This window comes from Pseudovibrio flavus, assembly GCF_009711345.1.
GTDB classification, from domain to species: domain Bacteria; phylum Pseudomonadota; class Alphaproteobacteria; order Rhizobiales; family Stappiaceae; genus Pseudovibrio; species Pseudovibrio flavus.
Genome location: NZ_SMMA01000060.1, coordinates 87492 through 106422, shown reverse-complemented (window position 1 = coordinate 106422; position 18931 = coordinate 87492). Strand labels below are relative to the sequence as shown.

Annotated in this window: 18 protein-coding genes; 12 read left to right on the top strand and 6 right to left on the bottom strand. The window is 53.1% G+C overall.

All coding sequences use genetic code 11. From position 1 onward, the window contains the following. Positions 1-828 carry an enoyl-CoA hydratase gene (locus E1162_RS08815; RefSeq protein WP_155129611.1) on the bottom strand — a complete coding sequence of 276 codons (828 nt, stop codon included), beginning with the start codon at positions 826-828 and terminating at the stop codon, positions 1-3. A 205-nt stretch (positions 829-1033) separates the two neighbouring features. On the opposite strand from E1162_RS08815, the gene E1162_RS08810 reads away from it, so the two are divergent. Then, entirely contained in the window at positions 1034-1465 is a 432-nt protein-coding gene (locus tag E1162_RS08810) for a PaaI family thioesterase (protein WP_257098873.1), read from the top strand. A gap of 302 nt (positions 1466-1767) precedes the next feature. Then, positions 1768-2253 (top strand): hypothetical protein, encoded by a 486-nt coding sequence (locus tag E1162_RS08805; protein WP_155129608.1) that lies wholly within the window; start codon positions 1768-1770, stop codon positions 2251-2253. 2 nt (positions 2254-2255) lie between these two features. Here E1162_RS08805 and E1162_RS08800 read toward each other — a convergent pair whose 3' ends face one another. Continuing rightward, a complete protein-coding gene (locus E1162_RS08800) occupies positions 2256-2576 on the bottom strand; it encodes a hypothetical protein (RefSeq protein ID WP_155129605.1) in 321 nt (106 codons plus the stop codon). 284 nt (positions 2577-2860) lie between these two features. On the opposite strand from E1162_RS08800, the gene rplM reads away from it, so the two are divergent. From rplM to E1162_RS08785, 3 genes are all read left to right on the top strand, one after another. Beyond that, a complete protein-coding gene (gene rplM, locus E1162_RS08795) occupies positions 2861-3322 on the top strand; it encodes a 50S ribosomal protein L13 (RefSeq protein ID WP_155129602.1) in 462 nt (153 codons plus the stop codon). A 10-nt stretch (positions 3323-3332) separates the two neighbouring features. After that, positions 3333-3809 carry a 30S ribosomal protein S9 gene (gene rpsI / locus E1162_RS08790; RefSeq protein ID WP_155129599.1) on the top strand — a complete coding sequence of 159 codons (477 nt, stop codon included), beginning with the start codon at positions 3333-3335 and terminating at the stop codon, positions 3807-3809. A 350-nt stretch (positions 3810-4159) separates the two neighbouring features. Continuing rightward, a complete protein-coding gene (locus E1162_RS08785; protein WP_155129596.1) occupies positions 4160-5713 on the top strand; it encodes a M14 family zinc carboxypeptidase in 1554 nt (517 codons plus the stop codon). A gap of 71 nt (positions 5714-5784) precedes the next feature. On the opposite strand, the gene E1162_RS08780 is transcribed toward E1162_RS08785, so the two are convergent. Together E1162_RS08780 and E1162_RS08775 are read right to left on the bottom strand one after the other, a co-directional pair. After that, on the bottom strand, positions 5785-6405 hold the full coding sequence (locus tag E1162_RS08780) for a DUF6653 family protein (protein WP_155129593.1): 621 nt from the start codon (positions 6403-6405) through the stop codon (positions 5785-5787). Positions 6406-6456: 51 nt separating this feature from the next. Then, positions 6457-8265 (bottom strand): PHA/PHB synthase family protein, encoded by a 1809-nt coding sequence (locus tag E1162_RS08775; RefSeq protein ID WP_155129844.1) that lies wholly within the window; start codon positions 8263-8265, stop codon positions 6457-6459. Positions 8266-8736: 471 nt separating this feature from the next. Between E1162_RS08775 and E1162_RS08770 the strand changes: the two genes are divergently transcribed. The 7 genes from E1162_RS08770 (at position 8737) to E1162_RS08740 (ending at position 15899) form a co-directional block, all read left to right on the top strand. Further along, positions 8737-9063: a hypothetical protein gene (locus E1162_RS08770; protein ID WP_155129590.1), complete on the top strand. Its 327-nt coding sequence runs from the start codon at positions 8737-8739 to the stop codon at positions 9061-9063. Positions 9064-9336: 273 nt separating this feature from the next. Next, the gene (locus E1162_RS08765) at positions 9337-10554 is read left to right on the top strand and encodes an LL-diaminopimelate aminotransferase (RefSeq protein WP_155129587.1); all 1218 of its coding nucleotides are present in this window, start codon (positions 9337-9339) and stop codon (positions 10552-10554) included. Positions 10555-10578: 24 nt separating this feature from the next. Then, a complete protein-coding gene (locus tag E1162_RS08760; RefSeq protein WP_155129584.1) occupies positions 10579-11904 on the top strand; it encodes a homoserine dehydrogenase in 1326 nt (441 codons plus the stop codon). Between the two features lie 60 nt (positions 11905-11964). Then, on the top strand, positions 11965-12960 hold the full coding sequence (glpX, locus tag E1162_RS08755; RefSeq protein WP_155129581.1) for a class II fructose-bisphosphatase: 996 nt from the start codon (positions 11965-11967) through the stop codon (positions 12958-12960). Positions 12961-13054: 94 nt separating this feature from the next. After that, entirely contained in the window at positions 13055-14881 is a 1827-nt protein-coding gene (gene recJ, locus E1162_RS08750) for a single-stranded-DNA-specific exonuclease RecJ (RefSeq protein WP_155129578.1), read from the top strand. Between the two features lie 14 nt (positions 14882-14895). Further along, entirely contained in the window at positions 14896-15324 is a 429-nt protein-coding gene (locus E1162_RS08745) for a GNAT family N-acetyltransferase (protein WP_155129575.1), read from the top strand. 182 nt (positions 15325-15506) lie between these two features. Next, on the top strand, positions 15507-15899 hold the full coding sequence (locus E1162_RS08740; protein WP_155129572.1) for a DUF423 domain-containing protein: 393 nt from the start codon (positions 15507-15509) through the stop codon (positions 15897-15899). Positions 15900-16089: 190 nt separating this feature from the next. Here the strand turns inward: E1162_RS08740 and E1162_RS08735 are convergent, their stop codons facing one another. Both E1162_RS08735 and E1162_RS08730 read right to left on the bottom strand, forming a co-directional pair. Next, a complete protein-coding gene (locus E1162_RS08735) occupies positions 16090-18135 on the bottom strand; it encodes a M3 family metallopeptidase (RefSeq protein WP_155129569.1) in 2046 nt (681 codons plus the stop codon). A gap of 149 nt (positions 18136-18284) precedes the next feature. After that, positions 18285-18905, bottom strand: coding sequence for a CAP domain-containing protein (locus tag E1162_RS08730; protein WP_155129566.1), 621 nt, complete (start codon positions 18903-18905; stop codon positions 18285-18287). Between the last annotated feature and the right edge of the window lie 26 nt (positions 18906-18931).

Here is an 18931-nt window from a genome sequence, read left to right as displayed (position 1 = left end):
TTAGCTGTTTTTCCATTCCGGCTTACGCTTTTGAAAGAAAGCGTTGATGCCTTCTTCTGCGTCGTTCGCCAGCATGTTTTCTGTCATTACCTGTGCGGTATATTCGTAGGCTTGGCCAAGAGGCATTTCCAACTGCTTGTAGAAGGCTTCCTTGCCGATTTTCACAGTAAGGGCGGACTTGGCTGCGATTGTTTCAGCATACTTCTGTACGACTGTTTCCAAGTAGTCACGCGGTACGATGCGGTTAATCAGGCCGAAGTCTTTTGCGGTAGATGCATCGATGCTCTCACCGGTCAGCAGCATTTCCATAGCCTGCTTAGGGGAAGCGCTGCGGGTCAGCGCAACCATTGGAGTGGAGCAGAACAGGCCGATGTTTACACCCGGTGTGCAGAAGGTTGCGTTGTCGGTTGCGATTGCAAGATCACAAGTCGCAACCAACTGACAGCCTGCAGCCGTGGCAACGCCGGTTACAACGGCAATGACCGGCACTGGCAGATTAACGATGGTCTGCATCAGGTCTGCGCATTGCTCGAAGGTTTTCAGGTAGAATGCCTTGCCGCCATCTTCTTCAGCGCGTGCTGCGGTAAGCTCTTTCAGATCGTGGCCTGCGCAGAACACCTTGCCTTCAGCGCCCAGCAGGACAACGCGAACTTCCGGGTCCTCTGCCGCGCTGAGGAGTTCTGCCTTGAGCGCGGCCATCATGTCCAGTGAGAGCGCGTTCATACGCTCCGGGCGCTGCATGACGATGCGTTTTACGCCGTTATGGACCAAAGTTGCGACCAGCGGCTTTGCCTCGTTGGTTGCCTGAGCTGCTTGTGTACCGCTCATAGAGTTCTCCCCACGCATGGATTTCTTGTCGGCCCCATCTTTGCGACGGGAGCGCAAAAAGCGCAAGACTTCGCGGCCAAAATGATCTGGATGCTGTAAATACTGCCAATATCCCTTCCCATCTACTTACCGGTTACTACTAAGGGGCAGCTCGCGCCCTAGTAGAATCTGTGTAATAAGAGAGCCCGTGAAGAGGAGGGGCTTCATGGATATGCCAGTGCGGATGTCGCCAGAAGAGTTGACGGCTTTTCTCGACGCTGTTTTCCCACAAATGCATGCAAATGGACGGGTCTACTTCGTCGAAAAGCTTGAACCGGGCGTAGCCCGTGTTCGGCTTGAGGCGGGGGATGATCATCTTCGTCCCGGCGGCACTGTTTCCGGTCCCTCGCTGATGACACTGGCGGACTTTGCCGCGTACGCTGTCATTCTCTCCAGCATCGGGCCGCAGGCTTTGGCTGTGACCACCAATCTCAACATCAACTTCCTGCGCAAGGCAGAGGCGGGCAATATTATCGCCACCTGCCGCATTCTTAAAAAGGGCAAGCGCCTTGTGGTGGTTGACTGCGAGATCGCCAATGACGGCAGCGATGACATTATCGCGCATGCGACCGCGACCTATTCCATCCCGCCTTCGTGATTGTTTCGTCCCCTAGGGGAATCAGTTGTCTGCTGCAGATATGGGCTTTTTCGGAGCTGGAAAAGTTTGCCATTGTGAAGCGTATGGGCAGTTGATGCGCGGTTTCAGGCGCTTGTTTTCCTCTTTTTAGGATATTCAAGAAACCCCTTGTTAAGTATTGGCTATTTCTTGCGATTAAACCGCTCTTTTTATGAGGTTTAATCTTGTCGTATCCCCGAACATGCCGTTAGACTTCTGTCTATAGGCACGCGGTTGATTGGGTAGGGAGCCGCGGTAGCTGATTTGAATAATCGGGGGCGGCGATGTTCTTGCGGGATCTTCTTTATTTCCTATTGGACTTTTTCATTGCACCTATTCGTCTGGTGCCGACACTGCTTGGCTTGGGGTATGTTGCTTTTCTCGCCCTGAACGCTGCGATTATTTTGATAGTTCCGGTTCTTTGGGATCTGTACGTTGCAGACGCTCCACGCTTTATGGGTGCGTTTAGAGAGTGGTCGTTCTTTGATGGAACGGCTTTCCTTGGTTATCCTGCCGTCTTTGCAACGCTTGCGTTCTTTAATCTGGTGCTTGCCAATAACCTGACGAACATCGTGTTTGCTCGCAGCCGTTGGGGCTGGGTTTATCCCGCTCAGTATGCCCCCGTGTCGCTGAAGGATTATCGCCTAGCGGGTTGGGCAATGAGCTACTACGCCGTTTGTTTTGGTGCTGACTTCCTGTTTTTTGAAATGGGGCTGGAAGGTTTGGCACATCAGATCGCCAGCATAAGCGGTCAGGTCGCTTCTCTATAAATCTAGTTTTTCTGGTTATCGGTTCGTTGGCTAGCTAAAGGCTTGTCGTTTTCGATCAAGCTCGCCTGCGGACAACCTTCCTGAATGGTTCGCCACATGGGGTTGTTGAGCGACATCTGGCACTGCGCGAAAACCTGCTTGCTGCCAATGGTCAGGCAGGAGTAATCTCCCAGCTCAACTTTTATGCCTCTATTGGTGCAATAGCATTCGGGATAGGAAAAGCCGTCTTTGGCGGGTGGGGGCCGAAACTCCAGCGCACCTGCAGGCATCGTTAAACCTACGAGCATTGAAAGACAGAGCAAACTGGTCCTAGCACTAGCCATAGAGGCCATGTTACCGCACAGTTAAATGAAGGGCGAGGGGGATTTTCGTGCTTTGGCTTGTGGGAATCGCCTCAAAACCCACGAAAAAAGTGTGGTAATATAATACCGTTTTTTTAAGTTATTGATTTATAACGATTTTCAAAATGGCGAGTGTAAAAAAGGTGCTTGACGAAGGGCCGTTCCTACCCTATCAACCCAGCCGAAGAGAAACAGTGTCGCGGACATACTCGCTGACGCTCGCTCTCCCAAGTAATTTCAACTGTCCTAATATCGGTACAGAAATAATGAAAACGCACTCTACCAAAGTGGCAGAGGTCGAGAAAAAGTGGATCTTGATCGACGCTGAAGGTGTTGTGGTTGGACGTCTGGCGTCTTTCATCGCAAACCGTCTGCGCGGCAAGCACAAAGCGACCTTCACTCCGCACATCGACGATGGTGACAACGTAATCGTCATCAACGCTGACAAAGTTGTCCTGACCGGCAAGAAGTACGAAAACAAAAAGTACTACTGGCACACCGGTTACCCAGGCGGTATCAAAGAGCGTACTGCTCGCGCTATCATGGAAGGCCGTTTCCCAGAACGCGTTCTGGAAAAAGCTGTTCAGCGCATGATGCCTGGTGGTCCTCTCAGCAACAAACAGCTGAAGAACCTGCGTGTATACGCTTCCGCAGAACATCCGCATGAAGCCCAGTCCCCAGAAGTGGTGGACTTCAAGGGCGTCAATGCTAAGAACGCTAAGCGCTAAGGGGTAACTTATGTCCGACCTTCATTCTCTTGAAGATCTGGGCGAGGCAATCGCCCCAGTAGAAGCTGAAGCTCCTGTACATGTACAGAAGCTCGACGCTCAAGGCCGTGCATACGCAACCGGTAAGCGTAAAGACGCTATCGCACGCGTTTGGATCAAGCCAGGTACCGGCAAGATCATCGTAAACGGTAAAGAATTCAACGCATACTTCGCGCGTCCAGTACTTCAGCTGATCCTTCGTCAGCCGATCATGCTGACCGACCGCGATGGCCAGTACGACATCAACGTCACCGTAACCGGTGGTGGTCTGTCTGGTCAGGCTGGCGCAGTACGTCACGGCATTTCTAAAGCCCTGACCTACTACGAGCCAGAGCTGCGTCCTATCCTGAAGAAGGAAGGCTTCCTGACCCGCGATAGCCGCGTTGTTGAACGTAAGAAGTACGGCCGTGCAAAAGCACGTCGTTCCTTCCAGTTCTCCAAGCGTTAATCGCTTCTGGTCTGGAAAGACTATTTCGGAAAAGGCGTCCTTCGGGGCGCCTTTTTTGCGTTTGGGCGGGCGTTGTTTTCGGAGCTGGGGCGAGCTGCTGGAAGTCACGGTTCCAAGGTGCGCTTGTGTTGCCTGAGGTGGTGCTCATAAGCTGGGCTTAAGGCTGGCGCTACCACGGTGCTGCTATGCTTATCGATTGGGGAGGCCGCGAGCTTCCTCTTAGATATTTTTGTTCGGCCTATAAGTAAAAACTACTCAATTTAGTCAGAATGCCGAATATTCCTCTGCGATAAAACGCTCTATCTGCCTTGGAAACATCTTTGTCTTCATTAGGTCTTGTAGAGTTATTTATGAGCGGCACGAAACGCAGCTTTCCTATTTACGCGCTCGCAGCGTTGCTTTGTACGGGGCAGGTGGCTGAGGCTGTGAACCTGCAGACGCCGTTTGAGGCGACCGGAGATTATGCTTTGCCGTCGTCCTCCGAGATCTCCAAGTTCTATAGCGAGCTTGCAGCAAAGAGCAGCGTTGCCAGTGTGCGCTGGCTTGGAAAGTCAGCCGGTGGACGGCCTGTTGAGGCCCTTCTGCTTTCGAAGTCTGCGGCATTTCATGAGCGTCGTGCGCTCGGGACAGACCGGCTGACCGTTATGCTCATCGGCTCCCAGCACGGCAATGAGCCGTCCGGCGCCGAAGCCTTGCAGATGCTTGCGCGCGATATCGCCGTTGGTCCGCTTTCCTCGTTGCTTGACTCTATGAACTTCGTGTTTATTGCGATGGCTAATCCGGATGGGCGAGACCTGTCTTCGCGCTACAATGCCGCCAAAGAAAACCCGAACGTCGACTATGTTACGCTGCTTTCCGGTGAGGCGCGCTTGTACGTTGATGCGCTGGATGCCTTCACGCCTGATGTTGTTTACGACGCGCACGAGTCCGGTATCTCCAAATCCGTCCTTTCCAAGAAGCAGGGCTTTTACACTGACGTAGAAGCGCAGTTCGAAGTGGGCAACAACCCGAACATCGACTATGCACTGCGCCAGTTCTCTGAAGAGGTATTTCTACCGGAGTTGATCGCGGCGGTCGAAGAGAAGGGGCTTGCTGCACAGCGCTATCGCGGTGAGGTCACTACCTTGGAACAGAGCGTGAGCCGTGGTGGTTTGGGAATTTCCAACTTACGGAACTATGCCGCTATGCAGGGAGCGCTTTCGGTTCTCGTCGAAAACCGTCTTGATGGGAAAGACCAGCAGTTCGAGACGCCTCGAAACATCAAGGAGCGGGTGCGCAAGCAGTATGTGAGTGCTCAGACGCTGCTTGAAACTATTGATGTGCGCCATGACGAAATTCTGGAGCTAACCCGCCGCGCTAAGGCCGAGTGGAATTCTGGCCCTAAGGGCGAGCGTAAGATTGCTCTTGATGTTGCCTTTGCCAAGAATGACAAGCAACCGCGTGTAGACGTGCCGCTTACCGCCGTCGAAAGCGGTGAGAGCGTCATGCAGTCGTTTGTTAATCAGGACCGGATCGTTGCAGGCAGCTTCCTTTCTCTGCCGAAAGCCTATGTTATTCGGAGCGATCAGGACATTTTTGCTGATATTCTCGGTGCTCATCATATCCCGTTTGAGCGAGTTGAGAGCGAGCGTCCAGCCAATATCACGCAGATGCAGGTGGTTTCTTTTGAAGCTGGTGATACCTACAAGAAGGGTATTCGTGACTTCATTGGCAAAATGGATCTGAAAACGAAGAGCGAAGAGATAACGCTGAAGCGTGGCGATCTGGTCGTGCCGACGCTTGGGGCGGAGGGCGTTCTGGCTGGCCTAATGCTGGAGCCGGATTCTGCGAATGCGATTTATCAGGAAGGTCCGTTTAGAGCCTATTTGGGCAATGGCCTGCTGCCAGTATCGCGGCTCAACTGACTTTCTTAGGGACTAAAGAAAAGGCGGGTTCAGGTGACCCGCCTTTTTCTATTCAAAAATGAACCGCTCCGTCAGGATTTAGCCACCTGTTTGGTGATGCCTAGAGCGTTATCGTTGTCTGGTGTTCTCTGCCAGTTTTTGTAGACCGGATGCGCATTTTGCATCTGCGCGTAAAGCTTTGCCATCTGATCCAGAAATCCGAGGCGTCCTGCATAAGCAACTGCAACGCCTGAGGCTGCAAGCACGATGTTTGCGTCAGTTGCGCCCCAAATCGCTACGCCAAAGCCCACAACGCCAGCAAAAGCCATGGCAAGAGCGCGAAAGTGTACTTCCGGCGGGACTGGAACGGACATTCTGTTGAGCCAAATGCGCTGGCCGAAATGGGCGCGTACGTACCAGCTATTTGCAGAGCCTGAGCCTTTGTAGAGGCGCGGTGTTAGCCAAAGCCACGCAATGCCAAGCGCACATAGCCCCAGTGCGCTCTGCATATCCCATAGTGTGTGGGTCCACAGTGCTGCAACAAAGTAGGGTAGGGCCAGCAAGCGGGAATAGAAAGTTAGTGCGCTCTGGTTCTTGCCCCAATTGCGCACATCCATACCCATGAGTTTAATCTGCCCGACAGGGAGCTGCTTTGGCCGGAAGCCCTGCGTGCTGTGACGATTGGTGCTGATTGTTCTATCTCCTTGAACCACCAACAAGCGCCTGCAACAACCTGATTGCCCGTGTTTCGGCGCCCTCGAACTTTATGCTTTCACTTTAACATAACTGCCGGGGGCATCTTCCAGTAGTTTTGTGCGACGTGCGCCGAGTTTACGCGCATTCTGCACATCTGAGTTCAGGTTTTTGATCCATTTATCCCAATGTGGCCACCATGAACCGGTTGTTTCATCGGCGGCGCTCAACCATTCATCGAGGTCTTCCAAAATCTGCGGTGCGGTCCAGTACTGGTACTTGTTCTTTTCTGGCGGGTTGACCACGCCTGCAATATGGCCGGAGCCGGAAAGAACGAATTCCACCGGACCGCTGAACAGGCTTGCGCCTTTAAGCACCGAACGGGCAGGGGCGATGTGATCTTCTTTGGTTGCCAGAGTGTAGACCGGAATTTTGATATCCGTCGGCGAAACCTTGATGCCGGCGATCTCCAGCTCTCCCTTGGAGAACATGTTGTTGAGGTAGAGATTGCGCAGATAGAACGATTGGTTTGCTGCCGTCATGCGCGTGGAATCAGAGTTCCAGTAAAGCAGGTCAAACGGGAACGGTTCTTTGCCCTTGAGGTAATTGTTGACCACGTACGTCCAGATGAGGTCGTTCGGCCGCAGCATATTGAAAGCTGCCGCCATCTTGCCGCCTTCCAGATAGCCACGGCGGTTCATGGCCTCTTCCAGATTTGTGACCTGCTCATCATCAACAAAGACCAGAAGGTCACCAGCATGCTCGAAGTCAACCTGCGTGGTCAGGAACGTGGCGCTGGCGATACGGTCGGCTTGCCCTGTCTTTTCCAGATAGGCGAGGGTGATCGCCAAAAGAGTACCGCCGACACAGTAGCCTACTGCATTGATGGTTGATTGAGCGGTGGTCTTTTTGATCTGCTCGATGGACTGCAGGATGCCCTCCTGCATGTAATGGTCCCAGCTTTTCGCCGCTTGGCTTTCATCAGGGTTGATCCATGAGATGACAAAGACGGTGTGCCCTTGTTCTACGGCCCACTTAATGAATGATTTCTGCGGGTTAAGATCAAGAATGTAGTACTTGTTGATCCACGGCGGTACGACGAGTAGTGGCCGCTTGAACACCTTGGTCGTCACAGGCTCGTACTGAATGAGCTGGCAGACATCATTTTGCATGATGACCTTGCCCGGTGTGGTCGCAAGATTGCCGCCCACTTCAAAGTCCTGCGTGCGGGTCTGGCGGATTTTGAGTTCTCCGTGCCCTTCCTCAATGTCTTCAGCAAGGTGTTTCATGCCGCGCACGAGGTTTTCTGCATTGGAGGACATCGTCTCGCGCAGGAGTTCAGGGTTCGTCAGAACGAAGTTGGAAGGCGATAGCGCATTGGTGATCTGTTTGACGAAAAACTCCGCTTTCATGCGGGTATGCGCGTCAATATCCTCGGCCTCATTTACCATGTCTTCCGCCCAGTTGGCGGTTTCAAGGTACATCTGTTTGAGGAAGTCGAAGAAGTTGTTGTCCGTCCATTCAGGGTCTTTGAAGCGCTTGTCAGCATCATCTGGTGTGACGATAGGCGGTTCTTCCTCGCCGCCCATGCGCTTCAAGGTGTTGTTCCAAATTCCCATGTAGCCTTGCCAGAGGCGGGTTTGCGCTTCCATGGCGCGGGCAGGGTCCTTCATCCAGTACTCGCCCACTTCCGACAGCGTCTTCACAACGGTTGTCAGGTGCTCTGACCCTTCCGGCCCGCGTTGGCCCTTCTCCCGTGGTTCAAGATATGCAGATAAAGCCTTGCCGCCGTTCTCGAAAACGCGCGCAAGATTCTTCGAAAATTCCTCAGGATTATCGAGGATGTACTGGAGCATGGGGTTTTTGGAATCGCCAGCCATCGCTTTCAGCAGTTCTCCATGATCAATACTAAGCATTCGAGGCCGCTCTCCAGTCAAAAACTATTAAAAATCTATGCTTTTAAAACCAGCTAAGGATAGTTTGGACAGCCCCCGAATGATGGGGTGTAAATATTAGGGTATTATAACCTATTTCTATTCAAGCTCCTATGAAACCATAGGCGATAGGTGCTCAAGCGTTAGGCGTTGGGTGTTCACCTTGTATTGCAGTGCCGCATTTTTACTCAAAGTTCCTCTATGATAGAAGATAACAGGAGTTATGATTGCGATTGAAAACTGTTAAGCCATAGGAAAGGCTCCTGTGAGAAATCCGCAGATTCGATAGGCATTTGCGGTAAACTTGGTTGATGAGTGAGTGCGAGCAAGGCTATACAGCTTCAACTCGTTAAAACGCTTCGATTGCGCGTTCCGGTTATGGCCGGATGGGCAGTCGTTATCCGGGAGGAAAGGCAAATGACCCTAAGTAGAGAGGGTATGGTACGCTTGGTAGCCAGCATGCTGGTGTGTACAGGCCTTGCTTCTTGTGCCTTGGGCGAAAAGATGACCCTTTATGAAGCGCTTGACGAAGAGACCCAGCAGACGGCCACCGGCCCTGCCTATGAGCCTGCAGATTTTTCTGATGAAGGGCTGTTGCCAGATGAGCAACGCACTGTAGAAAAGTCTCGTCTGCTTGCTATTGCTGAAGACACCCAGTCTGAAGCGGCGCAGAACTCTGACTTCAAGAGTCAGGTGGAAGAACTACAGGCCATTGCGGATTCCGCCAGACAGAACGCACAGTAAAGCGATCGAATTTTCTTGCCCTTAAGTGGTCGCACGCGGTTCTACTTTCTGAAAAACTGAATAATAGCTCCATTGTTGATGCAGATATTTCAGGGTTTTGCAAAAAAGTTTGCGAAACCATCAGAATAACGAGAAAAAGTGGTGTGCTACTGGGGGGGCGGCGAATGCAAATTTGTTTGCTAGCTGCTAAAACCCAAGATGCGCAGAAGAAGCTGCGTCCAAAATCCAAATTACTCAACAAGATACAAATTAAGGAAACGCGAGGCTTTCGGTATGGACGATTTTCATAAGACACGTCGGCTGCCGCCCTATGTCTTTGAACAGGTTAACCGTCTAAAGGCGAAAGCACGAGCGGCGGGCGCCGATATCATTGATATGGGCATGGGCAACCCTGATCTGCCGACCCCGCAGCACATCGTTGACAAGCTGACGGAAACTGTCAAGAACCCGCGTACACACCGTTATTCCGCTTCCAAAGGCATTCCGGGTCTACGCCGCGCACAGGCTAACTACTACGAGCGCCGCTTCGGGGTTAAGCTGAACCCTGAAACGCAGATTGTTGCCACCCTTGGTTCCAAAGAAGGCTTTGCCAACATGGCGCAGGCGATCACCGCGCCGGGCGATGTTATTCTTGTACCGAACCCAAGTTACCCAATTCATGCCTTCGGGTTCTTGATGGCCGGTGGTTCTTTGCGTTCCATTCCTGCGGAGCCGGGACCTGAGCTTTTCGAAGCGCTTGAACGCGCCGTTATTCACTCCATTCCAAAACCAATTGCCGTTGTGCTTTGCTACCCTGCAAACCCGACAGCAGCATGTGCGGATCTGGAGTTTTATAAGGACGTTGTTGCCTTTGCTCGCAAGCACGAAATCTTTGTGCTTTCCGACTTGGCATACGCGGAAATCTTCTTCGGTGACACACCGCCACCTTCTATTTTGCAGGTTCCGGGCGCTATGGATGTTGCGGTTGAGTTTACTTCGCTCTCCAAAACTTTCTCCATGCCGGGTTGGCGTATGGGCTTTGCAGTTGGTAACGAGCGTCTTATCGCCGCTCTCGCACGCGTAAAGTCCTACCTCGATTATGGTGCGTTTACCCCAATTCAGGTTGCTGCTGCGACTGCGCTTAATGGTCCGGATGACTGTATTGTCCAGATGCGTGAAGTGTACCGCAAGCGCCGTGACGTTCTGGTGGAATCCTTCGGCCGCGCTGGCTGGAAGATCCCTGCACCAGAGGCAAGTATGTTTGCCTGGTGTCCAATTCCAGAGCCGTTCAAGGCTAAAGGCTCACTTGAATTTTCCAAGCTGTTGATTGAAAAGGCTGACGTAGCCGTTGCACCGGGCATTGGTTTTGGTGAGCACGGCGACGACTATGTTCGTATCGGCCTTGTAGAGAACGAGCAGCGTATTCGTCAGGCAGCACGCGGCATTCGCCGGTTCTTTGATGAATGCGGGATCGGAAATAATAATTTGCAGTCGGCTGAAGAGTCGCGCTGATTTTACTCGAAACTAGACGGACAGATGGATACCTATTTGCGGATCGGCATCGCGGGACTAGGAACCGTAGGTGCTTCACTTGTAAAGATCATTTTGAACAAAGCAGATTTGCTTGAAAAGCGGTGCGGGCGCACAATCGAGCTGACAGCCGTTTGCGCACGCTCCCGCAACAAGGATCGTGGCGTTGACCTGACAAAGGTCGAATGGTTCGACGATCCGGTTGCTCTGGCAACAAGCGAGCGAATCGATGTTTTTGTCGAGCTGATCGGCGGTGAAGACGGTTCTGCCTACGAAAGTGTTATGGCAGCTCTCAAGGCTGGCAAGCACGTCGTAACAGCGAACAAAGCCCTTCTTGCAAAACATGCGGTAGAGCTGTCTCGTCTGGCTGAAGAACAGGGCGTCAGCCTCAACTATGAGGCTGCCGTCGCTGGTGGTATTCCGATTGTGAAGACCATGCGCGAGTCTCTTGCCGGTAACGATGTAGAGCGCGTTTACGGCATCATGAACGGTACCTGTAACTACATTCTCACCCGCATGGAGCGCGAAGGACTTTCCTTTGCAGAATGTCTTGCCGATGCGCAGCGTTTGGGGTATGCGGAGGCCGATCCAACCTTTGACATCGAAGGCTTTGACACCGCGCATAAGCTTGCTCTGCTGACCTCTCTCGCATTTGGTTGCGAGGTGGACAGTGATGCTATCCATGTGGAGGGCATTACGTCCATTACGACCGCGGATATCAAGGCTGCCGATGAGCTGGGTTACCGGATCAAGCTGTTGGGCGTGGCGCAGCGTACTGACAGTGGCATCGAACAGAGGGTGCATCCAACCATGGTGCCTAAGTCATCCGCCATTGCGCGCATTGACGGGGTGCTGAACGCGGTTGCCGTAGATGGTGACGCGGTGGGCGAGGTTATTCTGGTTGGTCCGGGCGCAGGTGGTGATGCAACAGCATCTTCAGTTGTTTCCGATATTGCAGATATTGCCCGTGGCAATATGCAGGCAGTGTTTGGCCAGAAGGCCGAGACATTGGCTCCCTATGAAAAGGCGCGGATGCGACTACACGAGGGCGGCTATTACATTCGTCTTTCTGTGGTGGACATTCCAGGTGCCTTTGCAACGATTGCGCGGCGTATGGCAGAGAAGAACATCTCTCTGGAATCCATCGTTCAGCGCAGCCGTGAAGCAAAAAGTTTTGCGCCAGGGTCAACCAAGCCTGCCGAGCCGCAGCCGGTTATCCTGATAACCTATGAAACGACCGAGCTAGCAATTCGCGAAGCTCTGGAAGCAATTGCTTCCGACAATGTAACCATGGGCAAGCCGCAGGTTCTGCGGATCGAGAAATTGAAGTAATACCTCCCAAGGGCCATCTCCCGGCCCTCATGGAGAACCCAAGAGGTTAAAAAGGTAAATATGGCTGAGCGTCAGAAGGACGAAGAAACCGTTCTGGACCGTATTCTCACACTGGAACTGGCACGTGTAACAGAACGTGCAGCGGTTTCTGCAGCGCGTCTTCGTGGTCGCGGTGACGAGAAGGCTGCCGACCAGGCAGCGGTAGATGCGATGCGTCGGGAACTGAACCAGCTTCCGATTGACGGTACGGTTGTTATCGGTGAAGGCGAGCGCGATGAAGCGCCTATGCTCTACATCGGTGAGAAGGTTGGTACCAAGGCTGGTGCGAAGGTAGACATCGCACTGGATCCGCTTGAAGGCACCACCCTTTGCGCGAAGAACATGCCTAACTCCATCGCCGTGATTGCACTGGCACCGGAAGGCGGCCTGCTTAACGCACCAGACAGCTATATGGAAAAGATTGCAATCGGTCCTGGCTACCCTGCTGGCACCATTGATCTGGACCTGCCAATTGCAACCAACCTCGAAAACGTTGCCAAGGCAAAAGGCGTTGAGGTGAGCGAGCTGACCGTGTGCGTACTTGACCGCCCACGTCACGCAAAGCTGATTGATGATATCCGCGCAACCGGCGCTTCCATCTACCTTATCGGTGATGGTGACGTTGCAGGCATCATTCACACCACCAACTCCGAAGAAACTGGTATCGACCTTTACGTCGGTATTGGCGGCGCGCCTGAAGGTGTTCTGGCTGCTGCAGCTCTGCGCTGTATCGGTGGTCAGATGCAGGGTCGTCTTGTTATCACCCGTGAAGAGCAGCGCGAGCGCGCTAAACGCATGGGCATCGACGATGCGAACCGCAAATACACCCTCGAAGAACTGGCTTGCGGCGACGTTCTGTTTGCGGCAACCGGCGTGACCGATGGCAACTTCCTTAAAGGTGTGAAGCTGGGCCGTAACGCAATCACCACTCACACTGTGGTTATGCGTTCCACCACCGGCACCGTGCGCTATATCGAGGCACAGCACACCCAGCTGGAAAAATTCCATCTGGATTAAGTTCCTGCGTGGTTTGAATTTTAATTTTGACGGGCGGGTGCAATATGTATCCGCCCGTTTGCTTTGTCCGAAGTCTTAATTGCAGGTCCTCCTCATGAGCTCGTCTGTTTTGTCTAATGAAGCCCGTCGCACCGTTTTGGGCGTAAACCGCTCAGCCAACGGAAAAGTCTGGCGCGAGCGTCTGGATGCAAAAGCTGCATCACAGGCTATGGCTATTTCTCAGCGAACAGAAATCCACGAGGTCGTTGGTCGTGTGCTGGCTGGTCGTGAGGTGGCTCTGCAGGATGCCGAGCAGTTTCTGGATCCGACAATCAAGGATCTAATGCCGGACCCTTCCACCTTGGTGGACATGGACAAAGCCGCCAAGCGTGTCATGAAGGCAATTGCTGAAGGCACGCGCATTGCTGTTTTTGGTGACTATGACGTAGACGGCGCAACATCATCTGCGCTGTTGGTGCGTTACCTAAAGGCGTTTGGTATTACGCCTGATCTTTATATTCCTGACCGCATTATCGACGGTTACGGCCCGAACCCGACCGCGCTCACCCAGCTTTACGAATCTGGCGCTCGGCTGCTTATTACCGTGGACTGTGGCAGTACCTCGTTTGAGGCATTCGAGACGGCTGAGAAGCTTGGTCTGGAAGTTGTTGTTCTGGATCACCATCAGGTTGGTGAAACCTTCCCGAATGTACATGCGCTTGTAAACCCGAACCGTCAGGATGATCTGTCGGGGCAGGGGCACCTAGCAGCTGTTGGCGTGACCTTCCTGTTCCTTGTGGCACTGAGCCGAGAGATTCGTCAGTTCGGCGGCCCTATGGCGGCTCGACTTCCGAACCTGATGGATATGCTTGATGTTGTCGCACTGGGAACAGTGTGCGATGTGGTGCCGCTCAAAGGTTTGAATCGCGCTTACGTGGTCAAGGGCCTTCAAGTCATGGCGCAGCGGCGTAACGTTGGCCTCTCTGCTCTTTCCGATATTTCCCGCGTCAGCGGCAAACCAACACCGTATCACCTTGGCTTTATGCTTGGTCCGCGCATCAACGCTGGCGGCCGTATTGGCGATTCTGCGCTCGGTGCGAAGCTGCTGACTTGCGAAGATCGTAATGAAGCTGAACGCATTGCCGCAACTCTTGAGCGCCTCAACCAAGAGCGTCAGGCGCTGGAAGCAATTATGCTCGAAGAAGGTGAGGGACAGGCATTCCAAAAGATGGAAGCAAAAGCTGGCGGCCCTGCGGTGATGTTGACTGGTTCAGATGGATGGCATCCCGGTGTTGTTGGCCTTATCGCGTCCCGCTTGAAGGAGCGCTATCAGCGCCCGTCCTTCGCAATTGCATTTAATGCTGACGGTATTGGTACTGGCTCTGGCCGTTCCGTACAGGGCGTTGACCTTGGCTCTGCCGTTAGAGCGGCAGTTGATGCCGGTATCTTGATGAAAGGCGGCGGCCACGCCATGGCTGCGGGTATGACCGTTCACCGCGACAAGCTGGATGAGCTTGAGGCTTTCATGGATGAGCGCCTCTCTGCTGATGTCGAGGAAGCGTTGAGCAATCAGGAGCTTACCGTTGATGGGGTTCTCACCGTTGCAGGTGCGCGTCTTGACCTTCTGGAACTTCTTGAAAAGGCAGGGCCTTACGGAGCAGCTCATCCTGAGCCAATCTTCGTACTACCATCTGCCAATATCAAATATGTGGATGTGGTCGGTAAAGGACATATTCGCGCTACCTTGGGCGGCAATGATGGCAGCACGCTTAAGGCCATTGCTTTTAAGGCGGAAGATCAACCGCTTGGCAAGGCTCTTATGGGCGCTCGCGGGCGGGCTCTACACATCGCTGGCACGCTATCAATTGATACATGGCAAGGACAGCCCAAGGTGCAAATGCGGATAATAGACGTTTGTGATCCTGCGCGCTGCAAACAATAGATTCGAGGAGCTCGATGAAAATAAGACCATACGAAGACAAAGACTATGGCGACTGTATCGAGCTCTTTCGTTCAAACATGCCCAAGTACTTTGCTGATCACGAGCTTTCTGAATTCGTCGCGTTTTTGAAAGCGGTGCATGACCCTTACTACACCATACTGGAAGGGGGGCGTCCTGTTGCCTGTGGTGGCTTTTTCCGCAAAGGGGATAGCTACGGCTTTATGTGGGGTATGGTCGGATACGACTATCAAGGTATTGGCTATGGCCGAGCTCTGGTTCAGCACAGGCTGGATGAAATTTACCGGCTGGACCCAAACGCAAAAGTTACAATTGATACTTCGCAGCATACGCGCGGGTTTTATGAGTTGATGGGTTTTAAGGTGGTTCGCGTTACGCCAAACGGATATGCACCGGGCCTTGATAAAATCGATATGGCACGCTGATTTCCTGCCTACCTTTGGCTTTTCAATACTGAAAGCCTTTACCTTCCCAGTTCTTTTTGGGGGCGGTGTTTGCCAGAGGGCTTGCAATGCCCGCTCTCCTCATGCACACCTTGGTAAGGGTGCAATCTAGCATTGTTCCCTTATATATTGTGCTTAACGGGAGTAGAGGAACAGCGCGCTCTATGACACACGACACAGCAAAACTCTCATCTGGTTTGGGTCTCGGGCTATCGCTCGGCGGTGTGGCAGGCATGATTGCCGTTATCGCTTCGGCCTACTCTTCGCACATCGTTGGCAGCTCCTACATCGATATCATCGCACAGATGATGATGCTTCACGCTGGCGCCTTCATTGCAATGGGTATTGCTGTTGCGCTTACACGCTCTCGTTTTGTCGCGCTTGGTATGCTGCTTGTTTTCGGCGGGCTTGGTTTGTTTTGCGGTGATCTCGCCCTGCGCTTCTTCGTTGGCCGTAGCCTTTTCCTGAATGCTGCTCCATTTGGCGGTCTTTTGATGATTGTAGGCTGGCTGTTTGTTGCCTTGGGCGGTATCGCCCGTGCTTTCAAACGCCGCTAGAAGCGGAGCCGCTGCATCTAACTTCCTCTGAAAACTGATTTTTCATGAAAAAAAAGCGGGTGAAAGCCACCCGCTTATGAAGTTTGGTGCATCATTTAGCAACGTCCCATCAGGAACATTACTTCAAAACCATAGTACCCAGCGCTTGTGCGAGGCTTGTGGTTCTACCAATTATTGCAGGATCGCAGCCTTAGATAAGGCCGCGACCTTTCAAAAGTGCTTCTACTTCCGGCATACGGCCACGGAATGCCATGTAGGCGTCCGCTGGGTCCTGTTTGCCGCCAGCAGAATAGATGTGTTCTTCCAACTTGCGTGCGGTCTCTTCGTGGAATGGATCACCTGCTTCCTTGAACGCTTCAAATGCATCTGCGTCCATCACTTCCGACCACATATAGCTGTAGTAGCCTGCCGAGTAGCCATCACCGCAGAACGCGTGCGCAAGGTGCGGTACGCGGTGGCGCATGATGATTTCGCTAGGCATGTCGATTTCTGCCAGAACCTCACGCTCAAAGCCGATCGGATCAAAGTCCGCCGCATGGTCGCGGGAGTGGATCGCCATATCGACAATAGCCGTTGCCAGATACTCAACCGTCGCAAAGCCTTGGTTGAAGTTAGAGGCATCCAGCAAGCGTTGCATCAATGCTTCTGGAATAGGCTCGCCGGTCTGATAGTGAACAGCAAACTTGCGAAGTACTTCAGGCTCGGACAGCCAGTGTTCGTAAAGCTGGGACGGCAGCTCCACAAAGTCACGGGCAACGCTGGTTCCCGAGATCAGCGGGAAGGTGACGTTGGACATGAGGCCGTGCAGGGCATGACCAAATTCGTGGAAGAGGGTGCGGGCATCATCAAAGGTTAGCAGGGTTTGCTGGCCTGCTGGTGCTTTGGAGAAGTTCATCACGTTCACGATGATCGGGCGTACTTCGCCTTCAAGGCCGTGCTGTTCTCTAAACGCGCTCATCCATGCGCCGGAGCGTTTGGAAGAGCGGGCAAAGTAGTCACCGATAAAGATGCCGAGATGGTTGCCGGAGCGGTCCAGAACCTCAAAGACGCGTGCATCATCATGATAAAGGGAAATGCCATCCAGCTCTTTGAAGCTGAGACCAAACAGGCGGTTAGCCGTGTAGAAAGCAGCCTCGATCATCTTGTCGAGTTGGAAGTATGGTTTTAGCTCGGCTTCGTCCAGATCATGCTCTGCCTTGCGTAGCTTTTCTGCATAGTGGCGCCAATCCCAAGGAGCGATTGCGTCTGGTCCGCCAGCTGCTTTGGAGAGAGCGGCGAGGCTACCTGCCTCTTCCAGCGCGCGAGATTTGGCCGGAGCCCAGACATTCATCAAAAGCTCGTTCACTGCTTCGGGTGTCTTCGCCATTGTGTCTTCTGTTTTGAAGTGGGCAAAGCTATCAAAGCCGAGCAGGGAGGCGCGTTCTTTGCGCAGGGCGATGGTTTCACGAACGAGGTCGCGGTTATCTGTCTTGCCGCCGGTCTCGCCGCGCTTTGACCACGCTTCGAATGCTTCCTGACGCAGATCGCGGCGGGTGGAGAACTGCAAGAATGGCTCGATGGAAGACCGTGAGAGGGTGATAACGTGCTTGTCGTCTAGTCCGCGCTCGCGGGCAGCCTCTTTCGCTGCCTCGACGAGGAATTCAGGCAGGCCTTCGAGATCTTCAACGTTTTCCAGAACGAGTTTGTAGTCTGCTTCATCTGCAAGAACGTTTTGCGCAAACTGGGTGCCCAGTGTTGCAAGACGCTCGCTAATTTCAGCCATCCGCTTTTTGTCTTGCTCGCCAAGGGCGGCACCTGCACGAACAAAGCTGGTGTAATAGCGCTCAAGAACGCGGGCCTGTTCAGCATCAAGGCCAAGGGAGGCTTCATTGTCCTTGAGTGTTTTGATGCGGTTGAACAGGGTAGGGTTCAGCTTTACCCGTGCGCCATAGGCGGCGAGCTTTGGCACAACAGTGCGTTCGGTCTGCTGCAATGTCTCGTTGGTATTAGAGCCGGTAAGGTTGAAGAACACGCCTGCAACCTGTTCCAGCTGCTTGCCCGCCTTTTCCATGGCGATAATGGTGTTCTCGAAGGTCGGAGCCTGCGGGTTGTCCGCGATAGCCTGCACCTCTTCTTCTGCCGCTTTCAGGGCAACATCAAAGGCTGGCTCAAAGTCTTCCGGCTTGATCTGCGCAAACGGAGGAATGCCGTAGGCTGTTTTCCAAGTCTCCAGAAGAATGTTTGGCGATACGCTCATCTTTTGCTCCACTTTGAATTCTACCAGCTGAATATGGTGGCGCGGCCGTGCAGCGTAAACCCCGGCTTTAATAGAAAGAAAGTTGAGCACTGAAAAAACAAAGGCCCGGAGCGTGTCCGGGCCTTTAATCTTTGGTCGTTGTTACGCGTTTAGCGCACTTTCATGCCGTTGATGCTGAGTGTTGTTTGCGCGGTCTTAGTCGCGCTGGATTCCGCTGGCTTTGGCGCTTCAATCGGGCGCGGTGCGGCCAGCGTCATTACCCAGAAATTGCGGTAGGTGCCATCAGGGCGGTTGGTGCGGGCGACGCCAAGATGGGTAACATGCGGGTTCAGCAGGTTCTTGTTGTGATCTGCCGACGTCTTCCAACCATGCATAACTGCGGAAATATTGGCATAGCCTGCGCCGAGGTTTTCTGCACCTGCGGAGGACTTATAATCGTTGGCAGCGGTGCGACGCATGAGGCTGGATGCGGAGTGGCGGGGTGTGTCAAGGGAATCGCGGCGGGCAATATGGTCTGCCATATCCTGCGATACCTCATTGAGGTGCTTGTCCAGCTTCAGCGGTTTCATGCCGTGCTGTGCGCGCCAAGCGTTGGTTTGGCGAAGGACTTCATGCTCGTTAACGCGTGCATGTTGGAGTTCTGCGTTTGAGGTGAAGTCACTAATAGAACTACAACCTGCGCTAAGAATAGCCAGAGATGATGCAAGCGCGAGTGCAGTCACTCGTGATTTTTGCAGCAAAAAGCCCGTGATCTTTTCAGATCTTATCATTTTAAACCTTTCGCATGAGCACAGAA